This window comes from Bradyrhizobium acaciae (genome assembly GCF_020889785.1).
GTDB lineage: Bacteria > Pseudomonadota > Alphaproteobacteria > Rhizobiales > Xanthobacteraceae > Bradyrhizobium > Bradyrhizobium acaciae.
The window spans coordinates 1-24,788 of sequence record NZ_JACMYK010000021.1 but is presented as its reverse complement, the minus strand read 5'-3'; the positions used below and the strand labels follow the sequence as shown (position 1 = coordinate 24,788).

21 protein-coding genes and 1 pseudogene are annotated in these 24,788 nt (G+C 64.4%); 10 read left to right on the top strand and 12 right to left on the bottom strand.

Going from position 1 to position 24,788, the window contains the following annotated elements:
- The first annotated feature begins 111 nt into the window (after nucleotides 1-111).
- Together H8A92_RS11885 and H8A92_RS11880 are read left to right on the top strand one after the other, a co-directional pair.
- Nucleotides 112-1,284 (top strand): FIST N-terminal domain-containing protein, encoded by a 1,173-nt coding sequence (locus H8A92_RS11885; protein WP_229195972.1) that lies wholly within the window; start codon nucleotides 112-114, stop codon nucleotides 1,282-1,284.
- On the top strand, nucleotides 1,281-2,654 hold the full coding sequence (locus H8A92_RS11880; protein ID WP_229195971.1) for an ATP-binding response regulator: 1,374 nt from the start codon (nucleotides 1,281-1,283) through the stop codon (nucleotides 2,652-2,654). Before H8A92_RS11885 ends, H8A92_RS11880 begins: the two co-directional genes overlap by 4 nt.
- Here H8A92_RS11880 and H8A92_RS11875 read toward each other — a convergent pair.
- The 4 genes from H8A92_RS11875 to H8A92_RS11860 form a co-directional block, all read right to left on the bottom strand.
- Nucleotides 2,649-3,428 carry a LuxR C-terminal-related transcriptional regulator gene (locus H8A92_RS11875; RefSeq protein WP_229195970.1) on the bottom strand — a complete coding sequence of 260 codons (780 nt, stop codon included), beginning with the start codon at nucleotides 3,426-3,428 and terminating at the stop codon, nucleotides 2,649-2,651. The two genes, H8A92_RS11880 and H8A92_RS11875, sit on opposite strands and share 6 nt — an antisense overlap.
- An 80-nt stretch (nucleotides 3,429-3,508) precedes the next feature.
- Nucleotides 3,509-4,189, bottom strand: coding sequence for a response regulator (locus H8A92_RS11870; protein ID WP_229195969.1), 681 nt, complete (start codon nucleotides 4,187-4,189; stop codon nucleotides 3,509-3,511).
- Nucleotides 4,190-4,225: 36 nt separating this feature from the next.
- A complete protein-coding gene (locus H8A92_RS11865) occupies nucleotides 4,226-5,422 on the bottom strand; it encodes a c-type cytochrome (RefSeq protein WP_229195968.1) in 1,197 nt (398 codons plus the stop codon).
- A 22-nt stretch (nucleotides 5,423-5,444) separates the two neighbouring features.
- Entirely contained in the window at nucleotides 5,445-7,160 is a 1,716-nt protein-coding gene (locus H8A92_RS11860; protein ID WP_229195967.1) for a PQQ-dependent dehydrogenase, methanol/ethanol family, read from the bottom strand.
- A 402-nt stretch (nucleotides 7,161-7,562) separates the two neighbouring features.
- Here H8A92_RS11860 and H8A92_RS11855 point away from each other — a divergent pair, with 402 nt between their 5' ends.
- From H8A92_RS11855 to H8A92_RS11840, 4 genes are all read left to right on the top strand, one after another.
- Nucleotides 7,563-8,063, top strand: a complete 501-nt coding sequence (locus H8A92_RS11855; protein WP_163159693.1) for a 2Fe-2S iron-sulfur cluster-binding protein — start codon at nucleotides 7,563-7,565, stop codon at nucleotides 8,061-8,063.
- Nucleotides 8,064-8,153: 90 nt separating this feature from the next.
- Nucleotides 8,154-10,493 carry a xanthine dehydrogenase family protein molybdopterin-binding subunit gene (locus H8A92_RS11850; protein ID WP_229195966.1) on the top strand — a complete coding sequence of 780 codons (2,340 nt, stop codon included), beginning with the start codon at nucleotides 8,154-8,156 and terminating at the stop codon, nucleotides 10,491-10,493.
- 11 nt (nucleotides 10,494-10,504) lie between these two features.
- Nucleotides 10,505-11,305, top strand: coding sequence for an FAD binding domain-containing protein (locus H8A92_RS11845; RefSeq protein WP_229195965.1), 801 nt, complete (start codon nucleotides 10,505-10,507; stop codon nucleotides 11,303-11,305).
- Nucleotides 11,306-11,616: 311 nt separating this feature from the next.
- On the top strand, nucleotides 11,617-12,720 hold the full coding sequence (locus H8A92_RS11840; protein ID WP_229195964.1) for a CaiB/BaiF CoA transferase family protein: 1,104 nt from the start codon (nucleotides 11,617-11,619) through the stop codon (nucleotides 12,718-12,720).
- Between the two features lie 193 nt (nucleotides 12,721-12,913).
- Here H8A92_RS11840 and hppD read toward each other — a convergent pair whose 3' ends face one another.
- Nucleotides 12,914-14,032: a 4-hydroxyphenylpyruvate dioxygenase gene (hppD, locus tag H8A92_RS11835; protein ID WP_229195963.1), complete on the bottom strand. Its 1,119-nt coding sequence runs from the start codon at nucleotides 14,030-14,032 to the stop codon at nucleotides 12,914-12,916.
- A gap of 123 nt (nucleotides 14,033-14,155) precedes the next feature.
- Between hppD and H8A92_RS11830 the strand changes: the two genes are divergently transcribed.
- Together H8A92_RS11830 and H8A92_RS11825 are read left to right on the top strand one after the other, a co-directional pair.
- A complete protein-coding gene (locus H8A92_RS11830) occupies nucleotides 14,156-14,632 on the top strand; it encodes an Lrp/AsnC family transcriptional regulator (protein ID WP_229195962.1) in 477 nt (158 codons plus the stop codon).
- Between the two features lie 84 nt (nucleotides 14,633-14,716).
- Nucleotides 14,717-15,027, top strand: a pseudogene (locus tag H8A92_RS11825) (DUF1272 domain-containing protein).
- Nucleotides 15,028-15,119: 92 nt separating this feature from the next.
- On the opposite strand, the gene fahA reads toward H8A92_RS11825, so the two are convergent.
- The 5 genes from fahA to H8A92_RS11800 form a co-directional block, all read right to left on the bottom strand.
- Entirely contained in the window at nucleotides 15,120-16,391 is a 1,272-nt protein-coding gene (gene fahA, locus H8A92_RS11820) for a fumarylacetoacetase (RefSeq protein WP_229195961.1), read from the bottom strand.
- Between the two features lie 108 nt (nucleotides 16,392-16,499).
- Nucleotides 16,500-17,846 (bottom strand): homogentisate 1,2-dioxygenase, encoded by a 1,347-nt coding sequence (hmgA, locus tag H8A92_RS11815; RefSeq protein ID WP_229195960.1) that lies wholly within the window; start codon nucleotides 17,844-17,846, stop codon nucleotides 16,500-16,502.
- Entirely contained in the window at nucleotides 17,846-18,802 is a 957-nt protein-coding gene (locus tag H8A92_RS11810; RefSeq protein ID WP_229183687.1) for an MBL fold metallo-hydrolase, read from the bottom strand. Before H8A92_RS11810 ends, hmgA begins: the two co-directional genes overlap by 1 nt.
- Nucleotides 18,803-19,024: 222 nt before the next feature.
- Nucleotides 19,025-19,252, bottom strand: a complete 228-nt coding sequence (locus H8A92_RS11805) for a DUF2783 domain-containing protein (RefSeq protein WP_038385743.1) — start codon at nucleotides 19,250-19,252, stop codon at nucleotides 19,025-19,027.
- Between the two features lie 9 nt (nucleotides 19,253-19,261).
- Nucleotides 19,262-20,890 carry an FAD-dependent oxidoreductase gene (locus H8A92_RS11800; RefSeq protein ID WP_229195959.1) on the bottom strand — a complete coding sequence of 543 codons (1,629 nt, stop codon included), beginning with the start codon at nucleotides 20,888-20,890 and terminating at the stop codon, nucleotides 19,262-19,264.
- Nucleotides 20,891-21,085: 195 nt separating this feature from the next.
- Here H8A92_RS11800 and H8A92_RS11795 point away from each other — a divergent pair, with 195 nt between their 5' ends.
- Nucleotides 21,086-21,616 carry a MarR family winged helix-turn-helix transcriptional regulator gene (locus H8A92_RS11795; protein ID WP_229195958.1) on the top strand — a complete coding sequence of 177 codons (531 nt, stop codon included), beginning with the start codon at nucleotides 21,086-21,088 and terminating at the stop codon, nucleotides 21,614-21,616.
- Nucleotides 21,617-21,814: 198 nt separating this feature from the next.
- Here the strand turns inward: H8A92_RS11795 and H8A92_RS11790 are convergent, their stop codons facing one another.
- Nucleotides 21,815-22,750, bottom strand: a complete 936-nt coding sequence (locus H8A92_RS11790) for an NAD(P)-dependent oxidoreductase (RefSeq protein WP_338026533.1) — start codon at nucleotides 22,748-22,750, stop codon at nucleotides 21,815-21,817.
- 8 nt (nucleotides 22,751-22,758) lie between these two features.
- Entirely contained in the window at nucleotides 22,759-23,565 is an 807-nt protein-coding gene (locus H8A92_RS11785; RefSeq protein ID WP_229195956.1) for an N-acyl homoserine lactonase family protein, read from the bottom strand.
- Between the two features lie 374 nt (nucleotides 23,566-23,939).
- Here H8A92_RS11785 and H8A92_RS11780 point away from each other — a divergent pair.
- On the top strand, nucleotides 23,940-24,788 hold an 849-nt coding region (locus H8A92_RS11780), incomplete at its 3' end, for a caspase family protein (protein WP_229195955.1).

The window sequence follows — 24,788 nt, the reverse complement described above, 5'->3', positions numbered from 1 at the left end:
GACGGACTTGGCCGCGAACCATCGCGGCACGGCCCGGACGCCCTTACGACCCGCGCGAGCCCAGCCGGCCGCGCCAAGAAAAGCAAAAAATTCTGGTCAGGGAGAACGCCTTTGGCGAAGGAGAACGGCAGCGCCACCGACAGCATTGTCGTGGTGCAGGCAAAGACCGACGGACCGCGGGAAGCAGCGGACGAGATCGCGCGCCAATTGGCGGCGGCTGATCTCGCCATGCTCGTGGTGTTCGTGTCGCCGTTCTATGATCCGAAGCAATTCATTGCCGAGCTGTCGCGGCAGATGCCCGACGTTCCGATCTTCGGCTGCACCACGGCCGGCGAATTGTCGCCCGGCGGCTGGGACGAGGACAGCGTCGTCGCGATGGGCTTCAACGCGGCCGATTTCGTCATCGCGGCGCGGCCGCTGTTCGATCTCGCGACATTTCGGGTCGATCATGGCCGCTCGATCTGCACCGAGTTGCAGAACGAGTTCGCGCTGCGCACCGAACATTGCGATCATACCGACGATTCCTTCGGGCTGCTCTTCATCGACGGCATGTGCCAGCGTGAGGAGACCATCATGTCGGCGATCTACGCTTCGCTCGGCGACATCCCGGTGGTCGGCGGCTCCGCCGGCGACGGCCTGCGCTTCGAGAAGTCCTGGGTCTTCCATGGCGGCGAGGCCTTCACCGACGCCGCCGTCCTGATCCTGATCCGGACCCGGCTGCCGTTCCGCCTGTTCAAGTGCGACCATTTCGAGCCGACCTCGACCAAGATGGTGGTAACCGAGGCCGATATCGAGCACCGCATCGTCAAGGAATTGAACGCCGAGCCGGCCGCGCTGGAATATTCCCGCGCCGTCGGCCTCAGCGATAGCAAGCTCGAATTGTTCTCCTTCGCAGCGCATCCGGTCCTGGTCCGCGTCGGCGGCGCCTATTACGCGCGGTCGATCCAGCGCACCAACCCTGACGGATCGCTGCAATTCTTCTGCGCCATCGACGAGGGGATGGTGCTGACGGTGGCGCGCGAGCGCGACCCGATCGACGTGACGAGCCGCATGCTCAAGGAGCTGACCGAGGATCTCGGCGAGGTCTCGATGTTCATCGGCTTCGAATGCGTGCTGCGCCGGCTCGATGTCGAGCAGCGCCAGCTGTCGCGGGAGATGTCGGAGCTCTATCGCAGCAACAAAGTGATTGGCTTTCAGACCTATGGCGAGCAGTATCGCTCCATGCACGTCAACCAGACGCTGACCGGCATCGCCATCGGCAAGCGGGCACTCGCGCCGCAATGACCGACACCATAACCACGCGCATTGCGGCCCTCGAGCGCGAAGCGGAGAAGCTGCGCAAGATCAACGCCGCGCTGATGTCGCGCGTCGAACGTTCGACCGACCAGCAACTCAACGCCTTCTCGCTGTTCGAGACTGCCATTGCGCTGGATCAGCAGGTCCGCGACCGCACCCAGCAGCTCAAGCAGGCGCTGCAATCGCTGGAGAAGACCAACGGACGCCTGCTGCAGGCCAAGCAGCAGGCCGAGGCGGCAAGCTCGCTGAAATCATCGGTGCTGGTTTCGGTGACGCACGACCTGCTGCAGCCGTTGAATGCGGCGCGGCTGACGCTGTCCGCACTGACTGAAATGGCAACCGAGCCAAAGAGCGTCGCGCTGACCGACCAGGTCGACCGTTCGCTGGCGACACTGGAAGACATGCTGCGGACGCTGCTCGACATCTCGAAGCTCGATGCCGGTGTGCTGAGGCCCGAAATCGGTCCAGTCGCGATCGCCTCGCTGTTCGAGGCGCTGGAGCAGGAATTTGTCGCGACCGCGGCCAAGCGCAACCTCGGCTTCCGGATCATGCCGTCGTCTGCCGTGGTCCGCTCCGATCCGCTGATGCTGCGCCGGATCCTGCAAAACCTCGTGGCCAATGCGCTGCGCTACACCCAGCGCGGCACCGTGCTGATGGGATGCCGCCTCAAGGGCAACGACATCTGCATCGAGGTGCACGACACCGGGCCGGGCATTCCGGAAGCCCAGCGCGAAGCCATCTTCGTCGAATTTCAACGCGGCGAGACCAGCGCCGGCGACAAGGCGGGCATCGGGCTCGGCCTGTCGATCGTGCGCCGGTTTGCTGACTTGCTCGGCCACAACATCAGGCTGAATTCGCGCGCCGGAAAAGGCTCGGTGTTCTCGGTCACGGTGCCCCGCACACTCGATCCGGTTGCGATCCCCGTGCGCGAACAGGCCAGCGTCGACTATCGCTATGGCGGCATGGAGGGCGCGAAGATCCTGCTGATCGAGAACGACCTGTCGAGCGCCGAGGGTCTCGCCCATCTGCTGGAGAAATGGGGTTGCGACGTCGCGGTGACGATCTCCAAGACTGAGGCGCTCGAACGCATCCACGCGCTCGACGGCATTCCCGACGCCATCATCGCCGACCTGCACCTCGACAATGGCGAGACCGGAATCCAGGCCGTCGATGTGATCCGCGGCGAAATCAACGCCAAGGTTCCGGCGATCATCGTGACCGCCGACTACTCGGCCAAGGCCGCCTCCGACGTTTCGGCCTTCGGCCACGAACTTCTGAAGAAGCCGATCAAGCCGGCCGAGATGCGCTCGCTGCTGTCGTTCCTGCTGGCGGCGGAGCAATCCGGTGCGCGGTTATGATTCAGCGTTGTGCGACGAGGCCGTCACCGGTGCATGGTCGTGCTTGCCGAAATCGAGCTTCGACAGCGCGATGATCGCCTCGGTCCGGCTGCGCACGCCGAGCTTCCGCAGAATCTCCGAGACGTGCACCTTCACGGTGGTGACGGAGATATCGAGCTGATAGGCGATGTGCTTGTTCTGCAAACCACGGCAGATCATGTCGAGCACGCGAAGCTGCTGCGCGGTGAACTGGCCGAGCTGCTGCACCAGCTCCTTGGTCTCGGCCTGGCCCTTCCGCGCCGCGGCCGTGTCGCGGAATCGCGTCGGCAGGCACACCGCGCCTCCGAGGATGCCGCGCAGCAGGCGCGCCAGCTCGACCTTCGGTGTCGATTTGGGGATGAAGCCGGAAATGCCGAGCGAGATCGCGCCGCCGATGATCCGGGAATCGTCGTGCGCCGATACGATCACCAGCGCACTGCGCGGTGCGGCGGCGCGCACCCGGTAGGCACCGAGCAAGCCCGTGGTCCCCGGCATCGACAGATCGAGCAGGATCAAATCAAGCCCGTCGCGCGCGGCGATCACATCCAGCGCCCCATCGATCGAGGTTGCCTGCAGCACCTCGGAATCGGGAAACTCGGCCCCGATCACGCCGATCAGGGCGGCACGGAACAGCGGGTGATCCTCGACGATCAGCAGTCGAGGCGCACCCGCCTTATCGAGCGGCGGCTCGTCCGCCAGGGGCGCGGTCGTGGTCAATGCTGCGCCGTCCTCCCTCGGATCGCTGATGACAGCCATTATGTCCAAGACATTATCTCAAAGCTGACCGGCAGCCTATAGGTAGCATCCCGGATGCGTTCGCCTCGCAATGCAGCAAGCTAGGGCGTTTTCTCCGCCTTCGCACCCGAGCTGGCTTCGAGGACCGGAAGCGGAATCTTGCCAAGCTCGATGATCGCCTTGTTGCGGCTGAACAGCTTCAGCTTGCGCAGGATCTCGGTGACATGCGCCTTGACCGTGGACTCCGCGAGCTTGAGCTCGGAGGCGATCTCGCGGTTCTGCAGGCCGCGGACGATCAGATGAAGCACGCGAATTTGCTGCGGCGTCAGCTTCTGAATCCGCTCGCGCAGCGTCCGCGCCGTCTCGGAATGATCCAGCGCGCCGACCGCGACGAAATCCCGCGGCGCCGAGACCGATCCGCTCAGCACGCGCGCGATCGCCTGCGACAGCTCGCCGAGCGAGGTCGATTTCGGCAGATAGCCGACCGCGCCCATTTCCAGCGCCTCACGGATGGTGTGCTTGTCTTCTTCACTGGAGACAATGGCGATCGGCAGCCGCGGATAGCGGTCCCTGATCTTCTGGAAGCCGGAGAAGCCGACTACGTCGGGCAGCAGCAGATCGAGCAGCGCCAGATCGATATTCGGCTCGCTGGCAAGGATGCTAAGGGCCCCCTTGATCGAGGTGGCCTCATAGATCCGGGCATCGGGATGCGAGATGCGGATGGCGTTGCCAAGCGCCTCCCCGAACAGGGGGTGATCGTCGATGATCAGGAACCCCATCATGAGGACCCTCGCACTGCTCTCTGCTGGTAGCGGCAGCTAGTTCGACCCGCCGGTATCCTGCACACTCTGCAGATAGGCATATACGTTTCCGAGCTCGTCGTCGCTGAAGACATCCTTCCATGCCGGCATGCCTTTGGCCGGCCGCCCGTCATGGACCGTCTTCCAGAATGTCGATTCCATGTCGTCAGCATAGCGCTTCTTGAGCAGCCTGAGGTCGATCTTTCGCTCAGCCTGCACCGCGTCCGGACCGTGGCAATGGGCGCAGGTGCCGTTGAACACCTCGCGACCCGCGTTGACGTCCCCGGCAGCCGCGGCGGTCTGCACCGGCTTCTCGGCCGCCGTCGCCTGCCCGACCGTGACCGGCTCGCTCGCCCCGACGGACGACGTCGTCGCCGGGACCATTTGGCCGAACTTCACCGGAGCGCCGTTCGGCACACCATACTTGGCAAACAGGGCCGAAATCTCCGGCTGCAGCGACGGCAGCACGCCGTCGACCTCATCGCGCAGCGCGCCGGACGGCTTGGCGAAGCCGATCGCGGTGGCCCAGAGCAGGCCGTCGCCCTCGGTCGACACGATCTGGTACTTGTCGCCGTAGCTGGTCTTGTTGAGCCAGCCCGCCACCGGCGCCCAGATGAACGCGATATCGACCTTGCCCTGTTCGAGGGCCGTCATGCCCTCCTCCGGGCTGAGCACGGTGACCTTCTGGATATCGTCGCGCATCGCCAGCAGGTTTTGCGGCGTCGATTGATATTGCACCGCAACCCGCAATCCCCTGAGGTCGTCGATTCCGGCAAGCTTGCGATCTTTGGCGCCGACCAGCGCGTAGCCTTCATGGGCGATCGGCTTCGAGAAGATCACCGCCGGCCCCATGAAGTCCTCGATCAAGGGCAGGCCGACCATGGCGTCGCACTGCTTGCTGAGCAGTGTCTCGCGCACGGTGCGTTTGCCGAAATAGGACTTGTACCAATTATAGCTCACCGTGCGGCCGAGCTTCTCGGCCACCGCCTGGCCGATCTCGAGATAGAGGCCGGGCTTACCCGGCTCGTCGCTCGAGAACGGCAGGTTGGTCGGATCGGCGCAGAGCCGCAGCGGCGGCTTGGCCTCCTCCGCGCCGGCCGGGAAGGCCGGCGAGAGCAGGGTGGCGGAGAGCAGCACGGTCCGGATCGCCTTTCCCGACCGTGCGCTGCGCGCAGAGCTGGGCACTTCATTGGACTTGATGCGGGACGCGGACAAGGCTGCCTCCTCGTGACGGTGGTTACTGCAGGGCGAACACGAACAGCGAGCCGCCTTCCGGCGCCGCGGCGACCATCTTCTTGCCGATGTCACCGAGGAAGGCCGGCAGCGCCGCGGTGCGTCCGACCACGATCGCGACATACTGCTTGCCGTCGACCGAATAGGTCACCGGACCGGCGCCGATGCCGCTGCCGAGGTTCTTGCTCCACAACACCTTGCCGTTCTTGGCATCGATGGCGCGGAAGTCGCCGTGCAGATTGCCTGAAAACACCAGATTGCCGCCGGTCGTCAGCGTACCGCCGTTGAAGGGCAGGTCTTCCTTGATGCTCCATACCTTCTTGTTGGCCACGGGATCCCAGGCCACGAGCTCGCCGAGGAAGCCGCCGGGACCCGGCTTGGTCGGAAATTCGGCGCCGAGATAGAACACGCCGCGCTTGTAGTTCACGTCGCTGACCGACCAGTCCATGCAGACATTGTTGCTCGGGATGTAGACGAGGCCGGTCTGCGGGTTGAACGACATCGGCTGCCAGTTCTTGCCGCCGATCAGGTTCGGGCAGATGTCCTTGGCGGGATGGCCGGGGCCCGGACGCTTGTCCGGGTCCTCTTCCGCCCGCATCGTGTTGATGTCCCACTTCTTGGCCCAATTGGCGAAGACGTACTTCTCGGCCGAGATCACCTTGCCGGTCTCGCGGTTGGCCACGAAGAAGAAGCCGTTGCGGTCCGCCTTCATCAGGACCGGTGTTTCGGCGCCCTTGATCTTAAGGTCGGCGAGCAGCAGTTCGTTGACGCCGTCGTAGTCCCAGGCGTCGGCCGGCGTGCCCTGGATGTGCCACTTGATCTTGCCGGTGTTGGGATCGATCGCCAGCGTCGAGGCGGTGTAGAGGTTGGTCAGCTTGCCGAAATTGCCGTCGCCGGTGGAGCGCACACCCGTATTCCACGGCCCCGGATTGCTGGTACCCCAGTAGACCGTGTCGGATTTGGCGTCGTAGGAGCCGACCAGCCAGGCGGCGCCGCCGCCATGCAGCCCGGTGTCCCCCTTCCAGGTATCGCTGCCGGGTTCACCCGGCGCCGGCACCGTGAAGGTCTGCCAGAGCAGCTTGCCGTCCTTGAGGTTGAAGGCCTGCAGCGCGCCGCGGACGCCGTATTCGCCGCCGCCGAAGCCGGTGATGACCTTGTCGCGGACGATGAGCGGCGGCGAGGTGATGACCGAGCCCTGCTTGTAGTCGACGACGGTCGAGGTCCAGAGCTCCTTGCCGGTCTCGGCATCGAGCGCGGTCAGCTTGCCGTCGAGCCGGCCGACGAAGATCTTGCCGTCGGCATAGGACACGCCGCGGTTATTGACGTCGCAGCAGGCATATTGAAGCACGTCATCCGGAATGTCGGGCTGCCAGGTCCATTTGCGTGCGCCGGTCGCGGCGTCGATCGCATAGACGTATTTCGGACCCCACGAGGTCGACACGTACAGGTTCTTGCCGATCACGACCGGCGACGATTCGTTGGAGCGCAACGACGCAAGTGACAGCGAGTAGACGAGCTGAAGCTTGCCGGCATTCTCGGAATTGATCTGCTTCAGCGGGCTGAAACGCGTATTGCCGTAATCGTGGCCGGCGATCGCCCATCCGTTCGGATCGGACGCCGCCTTCACGACGGAATCATTCGCTCTCGACGCACCAATGCCTGCCATGACCATGGCGACCAGCGACACGCCGGCAAAGAAAATCCCGCTCCTCAGCTTCATTGGCTTCCTCCAATATGGTTTCGTTGCCGCGATGGATTCATCGCGCGCCGCGTCTCACTACCCAATTCGTGAACCAGCGATCTTCAGTCGCTATGTCGGCGATGAAAATGCCAGCAACGCTTTTTTGCCGTTATAGGCGGAAGGTAGTAGCAGTCGTCGCGGTGGTTTTTGACATGGCGCAATTAGGATCAGCCGGCCGAATCCCTCGCACCGCCACCCAATCCATCGTGCCGGAGCACGCCACTGGCCGCTGGCAAATTGCCCATTGAACGGCTGCCTGCTAGGATCGCAGGCACTGCCCGGCGCCTTCATGACACGGCCGCAACTACGACTTTGATCGCGGTTACGCCCCCCGTGAAGCGTGGTCTACTGGGCCCATAACGAAGCTATTGGGAGAAACGCGTGTCTACAGTCAAACTGACGGTAAACGGCAAGGCGGTCTCGGTCGACGTTGAGGACCGAACCCTCCTCGTGCACCTGTTGCGCGAAAACCTGAACCTCACCGGCACCCATGTCGGCTGCGATACCAGCCAGTGCGGCGCCTGCGTCGTCCATGTCGATGGACGGGCGGTCAAGTCCTGCACCATGCTGGCCGGCCAGGCGGCGGGCTCCAACGTCACCACCATCGAAGGCCTCGCCAAGGGCGACGAGCTGCACCCGATGCAGGCCGCGTTCCGCGACAACCACGGCCTGCAGTGCGGCTATTGCACCCCCGGCATGATCATGTCCGCGGTCGACATCGTGCACCGCCATCATTCTCAAGGATCTGGCGGCAAGCTCGACGAGGAAACGGTTCGTCACGAGCTCGAAGGCAACATCTGCCGCTGCACCGGCTACCACAACATCGTCAAGGCGGTGCTCGACGCTGCCGGCCGCATGAAGGTCGCGCAGGCCGCCGAATAGCAGCTGACGCAACGCATACGATCAAGCTCATCACCGCCGATCTCGATGGAAACGGCGGCAAATCGAATCTCCGGTCGGGAGGACTAGACCATGGGTGTTGAAGGAATTGGTGCACGCGTCGTGCGCAAGGAAGACCGCCGGTTCATCACCGGACAAGGACGTTACGTCGACGACGTTAAGATGGTCGGCATGAGCTACGCTCACTTCATCCGCAGCCCGCACGCACATGCCAAGGTCAAGGGCATCAACTCCACCGAGGCCATGAAGATGCCCGGTGTGATCGCGGTGCTGACCGGACAGCAGATCGTCGACGACAAGGTCGGCAATCTGATCTGCGGCTGGGCAATCACCTCGAAGGACGGTTCGCCGATGAAAATGGGCGCGTGGCCGGCGATGGCGCCGGAAACCGTGCGCTTCGTCGGACAGGCCGTCGCAGTCGTGATCGCGGAGACCAAGAACCAGGCCAAGGACGCGGCCGAAGCCGTCGTCGTCGACTACGAAGAGCTTCCCGCGGCGGCCGACGTCAGGGCCGCGATCAAGTCGGGCGCGCCGCAGCTGCATCCGGAAGCCCCCGGCAACATCGTCTATGATTGGCATATCGGCGACGAAGCCGCAGTCGGCGACGCCTTCAGCAAGGCGGCGAATGTGGTGACGCTCGAACTCACCAACAACCGCCTGGTGCCGAATGCGATGGAGCCGCGCGCCGCGGTCGCACATTACGACCAGGCCGAAGAGCACTACACGCTCTACACCACGTCGCAGAATCCGCACGTCGCCCGCCTCGTGCTGTCGGCGTTCTACAACATCGCACCCGAGCACAAGCTGCGCGTGATCGCGCCCGACGTCGGCGGCGGCTTCGGCTCCAAGATCTACATCTATCCGGAAGAGATGGTGGCGCTGTGGGCCTCGAAGAAGGTCAATCGTCCGGTGAAGTGGACCGGCGATCGCTCTGAGGCATTCCTCACCGACGCACATGGCCGCGACCATGCCTCGAAGGCGGAGATGGCGTTCGACAAGGACAACAAGATCCTTGGCCTGCGGGTAAAGACCCACGCCAATTTCGGCGCCTATATGTCGCTGTTCTCGTCGGCGGTCCCGACCTATCTCTACGCGACGCTGCTGTCGGGCCAGTACGTGATCCCGGCGATCTATGCCGAGGTGATCGGCGTCTACACCAACACCACGCCGGTCGACGCCTATCGCGGCGCGGGCCGCCCCGAGGCGAGCTACCTGCTCGAGCGGATGATGGAGACGGCGGCGCGGCAGCTGAAGGTCGATCCGACCGAACTGCGCAAGAAGAACTTCATCAACCAGTTCCCGTATCAGACGCCTGTGATCATGGCGTATGACATCGGCGACTTCCACGCCTCGATCGATGCCGCGATGAAGGCGATCGACTATGCCGGCTTCCCGGCCCGCAAGGCCAAGGCGAAAGCCGATGGCAAGCTGCGCGGCATCGGCGTCTCCTGCTACATCGAGGCCTGCGGCATCGCGCCGTCGAAGGCGGTCGGCAGTCTCGGCGCCGGCGTCGGCCTTTGGGAATCGGCGGAGATCCGCGTCAATCCGGTCGGCACCATCGAGGTGCTCACCGGCTCGCACAGCCACGGCCAGGGCCATGAGACGACGTTCTGCCAGATCATCGCAGAGCGGCTCGGCGTGCCGATCAGCCAGGTCTCGATCGTCCATGGCGACACCGACAAGGTGCAGTTCGGCATGGGCACCTACGGCTCGCGTTCGATCGCGGTCGGCGGTGCGGCGATCGTGAAGGCGATGGAGAAGGTCGAGGCCAAGGCCAAGAAGATCGCGGCGCATGCGCTCGAGGCATCCGAGAGCGACATCGTGATCGAGAACGGCGAGTTCAAGGTCACCGGCACCGACAAGGCGATCGCACTGCCGATGGTCGCGCTCGCTGCCTACACCGCGCACAATCTGCCCGACGGCATGGAGCCCGGCCTGAAGGAGACGGCGTTCTACGACCCGACCAACTTCACCTTCCCGGCCGGCGCCTACATCTGTGAGCTCGAGGTCGATCCCGGCACCGGCAAGACCTCCTTCGTCAACTTCGTCGCAGCCGACGATTTCGGCCGGCTGATCAACCCGATGATCGTCGAAGGCCAGGTCCATGGCGGCCTCGCGCAGGGCATCGGCCAGGCGCTGCTCGAGGGCGCGGTCTATGACGACACCGGTCAGCTCGTGACCGCGTCGTTCATGGATTACACCATGCCGCGCGCCGACGACCTGCCGTCGTTCCAGCTCTCCCACACCACGACGCTGTGTCCGGGCAACCCGCTCGGCGTCAAGGGCTGCGGCGAGGCCGGCGCAATCGGCGCCTCTGCTGCCGTGATCAACGCGATCACGGACGCCATCGGCAACAACAAGCTGGAAATGCCGGCGACGCCCGATCGCGTCTGGCACGCCATTCACGGTTGAGGGAGGATACGATGTACGAGACCAACTATCACCGCGCATCCTCGATCGACGATGCCGTGGCGCAGTTCGCCAAGGGCACGGACTCCAAGTTCCTGTCCGGCGGCCAGACCCTGCTCCCCGTGATGAAGCAGCGCCTCGCTGCGCCATCCGACGTGATCGACGTCGCCAAGATCAAGGACATGATCGGCATCGACGTGTCCGGCGACACCGTCACCATCAAGGCCGCGACGCCGCATTACGATGTGGCGCAAAGCGATGCGGTCAAGAAGGCGATCCCCGCGCTCTCCAGTCTGGCGTCGGAGATCGGCGATCCCGCCGTGCGCTATCGCGGCACGATCGGCGGTTCACTCGCCAACAACGACCCGGCGGCGGACTATCCGGCGGCGGTGCTGGCGCTTGGCGCGACGATTAAGACCAACAAGCGGTCAATCGCGGCGGAGGACTTCTTCAAGGGCCTGTTCTCGACGGCACTCGAGGATGGCGAGATCATCACCGCGGTGTCGTTCCCCGTTCCGGCCAAGGCGGGCTATGCGAAGTTTCCGAACCCGGCCTCGCGCTTCGCGTTGACCGGCGTGTTCGTCGCCAAGACCAAGGCGGGCGACGTCCGCGTCGCCGCAACCGGCGCATCGCAGAGTGGTGTCATGCGGGTCGGCCCGATCGAGCAGGCGCTGAAGGCGAACTGGGCGGCGTCAGCGCTCGACAGCGTGACGATTGCGGCAAGCGGCCTGCTCGCCGACATCCACGGCTCGGCGGATTACCGCGCGAACCTCGTGAAGGTGATGGGTCAGCGCGCGGTGACCGCCGCCGGCTAGCCTCTATCCTTCCGGAACCTATGCAGACGGCGCGCAGCGATGCGCGCCGTTCGCGTTTTGCTGGCATTCCAGCCGAAAAGGCTTGCCACATCCCCCATTAGGCGAGAGAATTTAGCTAATCAGCTAATTAAAAATACCGTCAGGTGGACGGCCCCGGGGAGAGGACCCATGACGTTCGGCAGAACAGACGAACACCATCGCCATGGCTGCCGCCCGCGCCCCCAAAAGGCAGCCGCGTGCCACCTTGCGCGCCGAACCGCCGCTGAAAAGACCCTTCGATCACTTCCCTACAGCAACAACGGAACAACAACGTGCTCGATAAGCCCGCCTCCCAAACCGCCGCTCGCACCTCGGGCCCGCTCACAGGCTTCCGCATCGTCGAATTCGCCGGAATCGGTCCCGGCCCGTTCGCCTGCATGCTGCTCGCCGACATGGGCGCCGAGGTCATCACGCTGGACCGGGTCGGCGCGGGAAAGAATCTGAAGGCGGTCGCAACCCGCGGCCGCAAGGTCATCGAGCTCGACCTCAAGAACAAGGCGGCGATCGCTGAAGTGCTCGAACTGCTCAGCCATGCCGACGCGCTGATCGAGGGCTTTCGCCCCGGCGTGATGGAGCGCCTCGGCCTCGGCCCTGACGTCGTGCTCGCGCGCAATCCCAAACTGGTGTTTGGTCGCATGACCGGCTGGGGCCAGGAAGGCCCGCTGGCGAATGCCGCCGGCCACGACATCAACTACATCTCGATCACCGGCGCGCTGGCTGCGATCGGCACCAAGGAGAAGCCGGTGCCGCCGCTCAACCTGGTCGGCGATTTCGGCGGCGGCGCGCTGTACCTCGTGGTGGGCGTGCTTGCAGCTCTGCTGGAAGCGCAGAAGTCCGGCAAGGGACAGGTGGTCGATACCGCGATGTGCGACGGCGCGGCCTCGCTGATGTCGATGTTCTACGACATGGCCGCACAGGGCCGCTGGAGCGGCGGCCGCGACCAGAATTTCCTGGACGGCGGCGCGCATTTCTACGGCGTCTACGAATGCTCATGCGGCAACTTCATCTCGATCGGCTCGATCGAGCCGCAGTTCTACGCGCTGCTGCGCAAGCACGCAGATCTCACCGACGCCGACTTCGATGCGCAGATGGACCGCAAGGCCTGGCCGGCGCTGAAGGCGAAGCTGGAAAAGGTGTTCAAGACCAAATCGCGCGCGGACTGGTGCACGATCATGGAAGGCACCGACATCTGCTTCGCGCCGATCCTGACCATGGAGGAAGCCCCGAAGCATCCGCACATGGCGGCACGCCAGGTGTTCGTCGAGCGTCACGGCGTCACCCAGCCCGCCCCCGCGCCGCGCTTCTCGCGCACGCCGTCGGCAATCCGCGAGCCGGAAATGGCGAAGATCGAGGATGTGACGGCAGCGTGGAAATAGTCTCCGCCGTCGTCCCGGACAAGCGAGCGGAGCGAGCGCGCGCCGGGACCCATAACCCCGAAGCGTAGTTGTTGTGCACAATCGTTCCGCGGGACGGCCACCCCGGCACACTTGATAGATTCCGCGGTATGGGTCCCGGCGTTCGCCGGGACGACACCTTTTGGTCTTGCGCCGGCAAACTGCCCCTGAGCAGCTAAGCCGCGTGATCGACCTTCAACACCCCGCGGCGGATCTGGTCTTCCTCGATCGATTCGAACAGCGCCTTGAAGTTGCCTTCGCCGAAGCCGTCGTCGCCCTTGCGCTGGATGAATTCGAAGAAGATCGGCCCGATCGCGTTCGCCGAGAAGATCTGCAGCAGCACCTTGGTCTGGCCGCCCTCGACCACGCCCTCGCCGTCGATCAGGATGCCGTTGGTTTGTAGCCGCGCGAGGTCCTCACCATGCTTGGGCAGGCGGGCATCGATCCGCTCGAAATAGGTGTCGGGCGGCGACGGCATGAACGGCAGGCCGTCCGCGCGCAGCGTCTCGACTGTCGAATAGATGTCGCGCGCGCCGCAGGCGATGTGCTGGATGCCCTCGCCGTGATAAATGTTGAGGTATTCCTCGATCTGCCCGGAATCGCCGGCGTCCTCGTTGATCGGAATCCGGATCTTGCCGTCCGGGCTGGTCAGCGCGCGCGAGAACAAGCCGGACGCGCGGCCCTCGATGTCGAAGAAGCGGATCTGGCGGAAGTTGAACAGTTTTGCGTAGAAGCCGGTCCAGACATCCATGCGGCCGCGATGGACGTTGTGGGTGAGGTGATCGATGTAATAGAGGCCGGAGCCCGCGGGACGCGGGTTGGCAGCGCCCAGCCACTCGAACTCGGTATCGTAGGCCGAGCCCTTGGCGCCATAGCGATCGACGAAATACAGCAGGCTGCCGCCGATGCCCTTGATCGCAGGCACGTCGAGCGTCTTCTCGGCGGATGACACATCCGCCGGCTCCGCGCCGAGCGCGATCGCGCGCTCATAGGCGCGCTTGGCATCGACCACGCGAAACGCCATCGACGGCGCGCAGGGGCCGTGTGCGGCGACGAAGTTGAAGCCGTGGCTGCCGGGCTCCTCATTGACGAGATAGTTGATGTCGCCCTGGCGATAGACCGTGATCGCCTTGGTCTTGTGCCGCGCGACCGCGACGAAGCCCATCAGCTTGAACAAGGCGTGCAACTCGCCGGGATTGGGGTGGGCGTATTCGACGAACTCGAAGCCGTCGGTGCCCATCGGGTTGTCGGCGCTGATTTCGGCCGGCGGCGCATCGTGCGGAAACGGACCCATGGCGGCAACTCCCTGATTTGTCTGGAGACCAGTTTCCGTCATCTGATGCGCAACGTGCGTGCAAAGTGGTCTCTGATTTGCTAGTTTTGCGCACGATCCGTGCATGAAATGGATATTTCTCGCATGCCTGACGTCGACGCCTTCGACCTCAAGATGCTCGCCGCCCTGCAAGACGACGGCCGGCTGACCAACCAGCAGCTGGCCGAGCTCGTCGGGCTGTCGGCCTCGCAATGCTCGCGGCGGCGGATGCGGCTGGAGGAGGAGAAGGTGATCGCGGGCTACCACGCCGACCTCGCCGGCGAGGCGCTCGGCTTCGGCCTGATCGCCTTCATCCACATTACGCTGGCGACCCACTCGCCCGACAACGCCAAACGGTTTCGCGAGCTGGTCAACCGCGTCGACGACATCCAGGAGGCCTATGCGCTGACCGGAGACGCCGACTACGTGCTCAAGGTGATGCTACGCGACCTCAAGAGCCTGTCCGACATCGTCAACAACGTGCTGATGCCGCACCAGAGCGTGGCGCATGTGCGCTCATCGATCGTGCTCGATCGGCTGAAGGAGAGCACCAAGCTGCCGCTGAAATCGCTGCAGGCGTGATGGCGCAAATCGAGGGAATTCCGTCATTCGCTTTTGCGGCTCGGCCTGCGATCATTCCTCCAACATCCGGCTAGTGAGACGATCATGGCGCTGCAGCTGCGACCGAACTGCGAATATTGCGACAAGGACCTGCCACCGAGCGCGCTGACGCGCGGATCTGCTCCTATGAATGCACCTTCTGTGCGGATTGCGCCGAGACCAAGCTCGGCAATGTCTGCCCGAACTGCGGCGGCGGCTTCGCGCCGCGGCCGATCCGCCCCGCCAAGGCATGGCGGCCGGGCGTCTGCACCGTGAACCAGCCGCCGTCGGACAAGCGGGTGCATCTGAAATACAGCCTTGATGACTGCGCGGCGCATTCGGCCCGGCTGCGCGATATCAGGCCGGAGGATCGTTGAGCTTTCTTCGTCATTGCGAGGAGCGAAGCGACGAAGCAATCCATCCATCGTCATACGCGGATTGCTTCGCTTCGCTCGCAATGACGGATGCGTCACTCCGCCGCGACGATCGTGCCTTCGACCTCGCCGAAGCCGACGCGATAACCGTCGCCCTGGCACCAGCCGCGCATCACCAGCGAGTCGCCGTTCTCCAGGAACGAACGCGTCACGCCGCTGGCGAGTTCGATCGGCTCGGTGCCGTTCCAGCTGATTTCGAGCAGACTGCCGCGCTGGTGCTTTTCCGGACCGGAGATCGTGCCGGACCCCAAGAGATCGCCGACATTCATCGCGCAGCCGGATGATGCGTGATGCACGAGCTGCTGCACCGATGACCAGTACATGTATTTGAAATTGGTGCTGCAGATCGTCTTCGCCTCGTTCATCGCACCGGCGCGCAAGGCGACGTCGAGCCGCATGTCGTAATTGTTCGGCTGGGCCTGCTTGAGATAGGCGAGCGGCTCCGGCTCCTGCTTCGGGCCCTGCATGCGGAACGGCTCCAGCGCCTCGCGCGTCACCACCCACGGCGAGATCGAGGTCGCGAACGCCTTGGCCTGAAATGGCCCGAGCGGCACGTATTCCCATTGCTGGATGTCGCGCGCGCTCCAGTCATTGAGGATGACGAAGCCGAAGATCATCTCCTCGGCCTGCTTCTCCGTCAGCATCTCGCCCATCGCAGACGCCTGTCCAACGACGACCCCCATCTCCAGCTCGAAGTCGAGCCGCTTGCAGGGACCGAAGCTCGGCACCTCTGCGGTCGGCGGCTTCAGCTGGCCGCGTGGCCGCCGCACCTTGGTGCCGCCGACCACAACCGTCGAGGCGCGGCCGTTATAGCCGATCGGCATGTGCAACCAGTTCGGCTGCAACGCATTGTCCTTGCCGCGGAACATGACGCCGACATTGGTGGCGTGCTCCTTCGACGAATAGAAATCGGTATAGCCCGAGACCGCGAACGGCATGTGCAGCCTGACGTCGGCCATCGGCACCAGCGTCCGCGCCCGCAGCTCCTTGTTGTCGCGCAGCTCGGGATGATCGGAGCGCAGCAGCTCGCTGATCCGCGCCCGCGTCGCCGACCACACTTTCGGTCCGAGCGCCATGAAGGCGTTCAGCGACGGCTGCGAGAACACGCCGAGCGGCCCGACATCGAGCCGCGAGTCCTGCTCGAGCTCCCAGAGGTCGAGCACATAGTTGCCGATCGCAACGCCGACGCGCGGCGCCAGCCCATCCTTCGACGAGAACACGCCATAGGGCAGGTTCTGGATCGGGAAGTCGGAGGTCGGCGCGACGTCTATGAAGGAGCGGAGTTTGGGGTCGTTGGAATGGGGCACGGTGCTTCTCCAGTGACTAACTCGTCATCGCCGGGCTTGCCCCGGCGATCCATCGCTCTTTGAAAAGATGGATGGCCGGGTCAAGCCCGGCCATGACGACATGAATCTCTACGGCTTGTTCGGGTCGAACTTCTTCTCCAACCCCTTCCAGCAATCGGCGTAATCATCCTGCAGCGTCGACGACGTCGCGGCATGTTGGGTGACGCGTTGCGGGTAGCGGGTCTCGAACATGAAGGCCATCGTGCCGGTCAGCTTCACCGGCTTCAGCTCGCCGTTGCTGGCATGCTCGAAGGCCTCGCGGTCGGGGCCGTGCGGCAACATCATATTGTGCAGCGAGACGCCGCCCGGCACGAAGCCCTGCGGCTTGGCGTCGTAGACGCCGTAGATCAGGCCCATGAACTCGGACATGATGTTCATGTGATACCACGGCGGGCGGAAGGTGTTGTCGGCCACCATCCAGCGCTCCGGGAAGATCACGAAGTCGATATTCGCGGTGCCGGCGGTCTCCGACGGCGACGTCAGCACCGTGAAGATCGAAGGATCGGGATGATCGAAGGCGATCGCGCCGACCGGCGAGAAGGTGCGCAGATCGTATTTGTAGGGCGCGTAATTGCCGTGCCAGGCGACCACATCGATCGGCGAATGCGGCAACGTGGTCTTGAACAGCGAGCCGCCCCATTTGACGTAGAGCTCGGTCGGGGTGTCCTTGTCCTCGTAGCTGGCGACCGGGGTCAGGAAGTCGCGCGAATTGGCCAGGCAATTGGCGCCGATCGGGCCGCGCTCCGGCAGCGTGAAGGCGCCGCCGTAGTTCTCGCAGAGATAACCACGCGCAGGTCCTGACGGAATCTCGACGCGGAATTTCACGCCGCGCGGGATCACGACGATCTCGCCCGGCTCGGCATCGATGCGGCCGAACTCGGTGACGAGACGCAGATTGCCTTGCTGCAGCACGAACATCATCTCGCCGTCGGCATTGTAGAAATGCTGATCGACCATCGATTTGGTGATGAGATAGACATGCGCCGCCATGCCGGCCTGCGTATTGGCATCGCCCGCCGTGGTCATGGTCTGCACGCCCTGCAGGAAGGTCATGTCCTCCTTCGGGATCGGCGCTGGATCCCAGCGCAGCTGCGCGATCGGCATGTCGTATTCGTGGCACGGCGCGGTGCGCCACAGCCCGGCATCGGCCTTGGCGAAGCGGCCGGAATGCCGCACCGACGGGCGGATCCGATACAGCCAGGAGCGCTCGTTGGTGCCGCGCGGCGCCGTGAACGGCGAGCCGGACAATTGCTCGGCATAGAGCCCGTAGGCGCAGCGCTGCGGCGAGTTGCGCCCCATCGGCAGCGCGCCGGGGAGCGCCTCGGTCTCGAAGCTGTTGCCGAAGCCGGACATGTAGCCCGGCGTGACTTGCCCCGAACTGCGAACGATCTGATCAGGCGAGGTATTGATGTTCATCATGATCCTCCTTGCAGGGCGGCCCACATTTCCTGGTCGCGCTTGTCGGTCCAGATCACGGGATCGTCGATCCCGGACGCCTCGTCATAGGCGCGCGAAACGTTGAACGGCAGGCAGTGCTCGTAGATCGCGAACTTCGAGAACTTCGGATCCATCACCTCGCGCGTCGCGGCCATCGATTCCTTCAGGCTGCGGCCCTTGGCGACGGAAGACTCCGCCGCACCGTAAAGCGTGGTGACGAAGTCGCGGGTCATCGCGATCGCATCGCGCCCGGTCTCTAGCCCCTTCAGCGCGTCACCGCGGCCCGGCGCGATCGCTTTCGGATTGAAGGCGCGGATCTCGTTCAACGTCATCGGCCATTCGCGCAGATGCGCATCGCCGCAATAGCAGGCCGAGTGGTATTCAATGAGATCGCCGGAGAACATCACCTCCGCGTCCGGCACCCAGGCGACGATATCGCCCGAGGTATGGCCGGCGCCGAGTTGCATCAGCCGCACCTCGCGCTTGCCGAGATAGATCGACATCTCGCCTTCGAAAGTCAGCGTCGGCCAGGTCAGGCCGGGAATGCTCGCGGCATCCTGGAACAGGCGCGGGAAGCGGCCATATTCGGAATCCCAATCCTGCTGGCCGCGCTCCTCGATCAGGCGATAGGTCTCCTGCGAGGCGACGATGCCCTGCGCGTGATAGGCCGAGGCGCCGAGCACGCGCACGGCGTGATAATGCGACAGCACGACATATTTGATCGGCTTGTCGGTGACGGTCTTGACCCGCTCGATCACCTTGTTGGCCATCGCCGGCGTCGCCTGCGCGTCGAACACCAGGCAGCCGTCCTCGCCGACGATCACGGCGGTGTTGGGATCGCCCTCGGCGGTGAAGGCGTAGAGATCGGTGCCGATCTCGGAGAACGTAACTTTCTTCTCGGCGAGATCCGTGGTCGATGCGAAACCTTTGGCCATCAGTTCAATCCTGTCTGCATGCGCTCCCTCTCCCCGTTCTTACGGGGAGAGGGTTGGGGTGAGGGGCTGTCTCCGCGTAAACGGTGACAGATGCGTCCGCGGAAGCTCCCCCTCACCCGGAACGCATCTGACGATGCGTTCCGACCTCTCCCCGCAGGCGGGGCGAGGTGAAGCGGAAGCTGCCGTTCGATTTGATTCAAAATCATCCAGGCTTGGCCCGTATTATTGTTGTTGCTGTTGTTGCTGCTGGCTGGCGTCCAGCATCCGCCGCTTCGCCAGCGCGATCGCCTCGCGCAGCACGTCGAGATCGCCGATGTGATTGGCGAGCACCAGAACCAGCGCGGCATCGAGATCGGCGCTCTGCGCGTCGGTGAGGCCGCGGTGCGCCTCGACGATGGCGCGGAAGGCGTCGTCAGGCTTTGCGAAATTCGAACTGGTCGACAGCGCCATGACTGCTCCTCAGTTCACGCCTGATGCGCGCGCCAGCGCCGCATCGAGCGCCGGCCGGGCGGCGTTGCGGAAGCGGGCGGCGACATAACCGTCCGGCCGCAGCAGATAGGCGGTGCCGGGCTCGGCATCGTAGCGCTTGCCGGCAAGGCCGTGCGCGTCGATCAGCCCGCCGTTGCCGCCGATCCGGATGCTGCCGACGCCGTCAGGGACATCGACATCAGCACCATTGCCAAACTCCAGCAGCGTGAAGCGCGTTCCCTGCCTGATGAAAGCCTCGGTTAGATAGGTGGAACCACCGCCCTGCTCGGTCACCGGCGCGTCCAGCATCGAGGCGCCGGGCCGCGGGCCGCCGCGCCAGTCGTCGTGGTCCTCGCTCGACAGCGGCGTGTCATAGACCGACGGCACCGACAGACGGCCGCCATTGACCATGCGCTTGCCGAACTCGGTATCCTCTGCGAGCGACAGCACGGCTTGGCGCAGCCGCGCCTCCTGCCGCGTCGCCGGCGCCATGAAGTCGGTCGAGCGGGTGGACTCGCGGATGTTCTCGTCCGCCGCCGCGCTGCGCTCGATGTGATAGGTCTCCAGCAAGCCTTCCGGCGAGAGCTGGCGCAGCACGCGGTCGAGCTTCCACGCCAGATTCTCGGCGTCCTCGAGCCCGGAATTGGCGCCGCGCGCGCCGAACGGCGAAACCTGATGAGCGGAATCGCCCGCGAAGATCACCCTGCCGTGGATGAACCTGGCCATCCGGCGGCACTGGAACTTGTAGAGCGAGATCCATTCGAACTCGAACTTGTCATGCCCGAGCATGCGTTCGATCCGCGGCCGGACATTCTCGGGCTGCTTCTCCGCCACCGGATCGGCATCGGGATTGAGTTGCAGATCGATCCGCCAGATGTCGTCCGGCTGCTTGTGCAGCAGCGCCGAGCGCCCGGCATGGAATGGCGGATCGAACCAGAACCAGCGCTCGGTCGGGAATGCGGCGGTCATCTTGACGTCGGCGATCAGGAACTGGTCCTCGAACACCTGCCCTGCGAAATCGGCACCGACCATCTGCCGCAGCGAGGAACGGGCGCCGTCGCAGGCGACAACAAACGAAGCGTGCACCTGGTAGGAGCCTTCGGGGGTCGCAATCGTCAGCGCGACGCCATCGTTGCGGCTTTCCAGCGCGATCACCTTGTTGCGCCAGCGCAGATCGATTTCAGGCAGCTGCTCGACCCGGTCGACCAGATAGGCCTCGGCATAGAACTGCTGCAGGTTGATGAAGGCGGGCCGCTTGTGGCCTTCCTCGGGAAGCAGATTGAACTGATAGAGCTGCGAGGCGCCGTGGAAGATCTTGCCGACGCTCCACACCACGCCCTTCTCGACCATGCGATCGCCGACGCCGAGGCGATCCCAGAACTCCAACGAGCGCTTCGAGAAGCAGATCGCACGCGAGCCCTCGCCGATCCGGTCGGCATCGTCGAGCAGCACCACGCGCTGGCCGCGCTGCGCAAGGTCGATCGCCAGCGACAACCCCACCGGCCCGGCGCCGACCACCACGACCGGATGCTCCGCGACGTTGGCGCCCGACCGCTCCTGGTCGGGGTGACGGCGATAGCCGAACTGGGTTTTGGCCCGTGCCGTATTGGCTGATGCCATTGCGTGACCCTGGATGTTCCCTTGTGCCGGCTTTTGGCTGCGGCTTGCGTGACCGGTTTGCGACCAGGACCTTGCGAGCCGGCCGCGGCCTTGCTAAATTAGTCGCATCTGCAACTATCTTAAACTCCCAGTCGGGCCCGACGTCAACTCAAATTGGAGGAATTTTTGGCCAGGACCTCTGCAAGCCAGCCTCCGATGCGGCCGCGAAGCGCCGTGGAAGCGGACGCACGCGACGACGTCGCGGCGGCGAAGAAGCGCCTCGATCTCTTTCATTTCATGCCGTTCCGCCTGAACCGGCTGGCGGCCGAAGTGTCTTCGGCGCTGTCGAGCGAATATCAGGCGCGCTACGGCCTCGACATTCCGGAGTGGCGGGTGCTCGCGACGCTCGGCTTCCGCAGCGATCCCTGCAGCGCGCAGTACATCGCGCATTGCACCCGCACGCATAAATCCACCATCAGCCGCGCGGTATCGGCGCTGATGGAACGCGAGATCGTCGAGCGGGTCGAGAACGCCGACGACCGCCGCGAATTCCGCCTGCGGCTGACCAAGAAGGGCCAGGCGCTGTATGAAGAGTTGATCCCGCGCCTGCTGCGCAAGGAGCAGGAGATCTTGTCCTGCCTGTCCGCGCAGGAACGGCGCGACCTCGGACGCCTGCTCGGCAAGGTCGAGACCAGCCTCGAGTTGGTGCAGACCAGCGAAGAGGCCGACGCGAAGGACGTGTATTAGGACGGCTCGCTTCCGAGCATAGCCACCCAAACCCGTCATCCTTGAGGTGCGAGCCTTGCGGCGCAATTGCGCCGCTGGGCGAGCCTCGAAGGATGCACGGCCACAGTCGGGCCGTCGTGCTTCGAGACGGCCGCTGCGCGGCCTCCTCAGCATGACGGTGACGGGACTACGCGCGCAATGCTGGCGTGAAATATTGCACTACGCCCCGTCGATATGCTTGGCGATCACCGGGAAATAATTGTCCCCCGATCCCCTGTCGATCGCTTCCTGCAGCACCGTGCCGATCAGCTCCGCACCACGAATCCTGATGCCGGCGTCGGCCGCGAGCTCCAGCGCGTAGGACAGATCCTTCAGCGCATATTCGGTGGAGAACGCGCGCTCCGGAAATACGCCCGGCACGATCGCCTTCATGCCGTGGTTGCGCAGCGCAAAGCTGTCGGCCGAGCCCTTTGACAGGGTTTCCAGCAGCAGTTTCGGATCGACGCCATTGTGCTTCGCCACCGCGACGGCCTCGGACAGCGCGTTCACGGTCTCGAACAGCACCATGTTGTTGAGGATCTTGGTCACCTGCCCGGCGCCGACATCGCCGCAATTGGTGACGTCGGTGGCAAAGCAGCGGATCAGCGGCTCGATCGCGGCATAGAGCGCGGGCACCGCGCCGACCATCACACTGAGCGTGCCGTCCTGCGCCGCCTGCCGGGTGCGCGCGATCGGCGCGTCGGCCCAGGCCGCGCCCTTGGCCTGCAACTGACCGGCGAAATCGCGGGTCTGGCTGACCGAAGACGTGCCGAGATCGACCACAATCTGGCCAGCCCTCGCATTCTTCAGAATGCCGTCGCCTTCGAACACCGCACGCACGTGCTTGGCGCTCGGCAGGCAGAGGAACAGCACATCGCTCTGCTTGATGACATCGGCGACCGCCCCGGCGATCTCGGCGCCGTCTGCGCGCACGCGCTCCAGCGGTTCGGCCGAAAGGTCGAACACCACGACGCGCTTGCCGCTCTTCTTGACCAGATTGCGGCAAATCGGCTCACCCATCACGCCGAGGCCGATGAATCCGAGAGTTTTGTGATCAGTCATATCGCTTCTTCTTTTGACGTTTCTTGACGTGTTGCGGACGGGCCCCGCCGGGATCGGCGAGGCTATTTCGCGAACGACCGCGACGGCGCCAGATGCAGCGCGAACGCATCGACCTTGTCGCTGGCGTGCGGATAGATCTCGCTGACGATCGGATCGTGACCGGGGATGAAGCGGTCGGGATGACCGGCGAGCCGCTCCACCGTCTCCCAGCCCTGCGCCATGTCGCCGACATTGTAGACGATCGGGAACGGGCTCTTCCTGTGCAGATTCGCATAGTAATGCGCGGCGTCGGACGCCAGCACCACCGGACCGCGCGCGGTCTCGACCCGAACCACCTGCAGGCCATCGGAATGGCCGCCGACGCGATGCACGGTGACGCCGGGCGCGATCGTGCCATCCCCGGAATGGAAGGTGACGCGCTCGCCATAGACGTGGCGCACCATCTGCGTGACATGCTCGATGGAGAACGGATGGCGCAGCATGCCGTTGCACATGCAGCGGCCGGTCGCGTAGCTCATCTCGCGTTCCTGCAGATGGAATTTGGCGTTCGGGAAGCGATCCAGATTGCCGGCGTGGTCGTAATGCAGATGGGTGACGATGACGTCGCGGATTGCATCGGCACTGACGCCGAAGCCGGCCAGCGCGTCGACCGGGTTAAGCGTCAGCTTGCGGGCGCGCGCCTTGGCCTCCTCGGCGTTGAAGCCGGTGTCGACCAGGATGTCGCGGCCATGGCCACGGATCAGCCAGACGAAATAGTCGAGATCCTGCGCGGTCGTGTCGTGCGGATCGGGGACCAGGAAGTTGAGGTGGGGCGTGCGCGGCGACATCGTCGCATAGCGCAGGGCGTAGATCTCGTAGGCGTTTCCCATCGGTTTCGCTCTTGTTTGCGGTCTTGTTGAATGGCTTGCCGTCCCGAACACAAAGCCATCGCCTCGCGCAAAGGTCAAACCGCGCGGAGTGCGACGAGCGCATGACAACAGGACAGCCCAAGCCACTGTGAGTGCGATCACATTATCGGCTCGCAGGAGCCGGCACCATGCCACGACGGCGATGGCCGCCATGACCGCGCGCTGTTGCACTGCGGTCCCGCTGATGTCACTGCGATAAACGATGCTGCCGCAAGCCGTTGACGGGGGTTTGGCCGTGGTTTGATAATGCGATTTCGCTAGAGTAAGGTCCCCGTGGCGCAGGCTGGAAGCGGCGCCATTTCACTGGAATGCCGCGATCTGGATTTGCCGCGATTATGAAAATCCGCCTTGCCTTGCTCGCCACGCTGATTTTTTCAATCGCGTCGCCCACCCTGTGCTTCGCCGCCGGCGACCGTTTCGCGCTGGTCATCGGCAACGCCAAATATCCCGACGCCGATGCGCCGCTGAAGGAGCCGGTCAACGACGCGCGTGACGTCGCCGACGAGCTCAAGCGCGACGGCTTCACCGTCGAGGTCGGCGAGAACCTGACTGGCGACGGCATGCGCCGCGCCTTCGACCGGCTCTATGGCAAGATCAAGCCCGGCTCGGTCGCGCTGGTCTTCTTCTCCGGTTACGGCATCCAGTCGAACCGGCAGAGCTACATGATCCCGATCGATGCCCAGATCTGGGCCGAGGCCGACGTGCGCCGCGACGGCTTCAGCCTCGAGACCGTGCTCGGCGAGATCAACAGCCGCGGCGCCGGGGTGAAGCTCGCCCTGATCGACGCCTCCAGGCGCAACCCGTTCGAGCGCCGCTTCCGCAGCTTCTCGGCGGGCCTCGCTCCGGTGATCGCACCGAATGGAACACTGGTGATGTATTCGGCCGCGCTGTCGTCCGTGGTCTCGGACAATGGCAGCGACCGCAGCCTGTTCGTGCGGGAACTCCTCAAGGAGATCCGCACCCCCGATCTGATGGCCGAGGAGACGCTGAACCGCACCCGCGTCGGCGTCACCCGGGCCTCGCGGCAGGAACAGGTGCCGTGGATCTCGTCGTCACTGGCCGAGGATTTCTCGTTCATTCCAAGCGGCGCAGCCAATTCAAGCGGCGCGCCGGGATCGCCAAATGCTGCGGCCGCGACGACCGCATCGCCGTCAACCGAGGTCGCGACGGCACCGCCGGTCGCG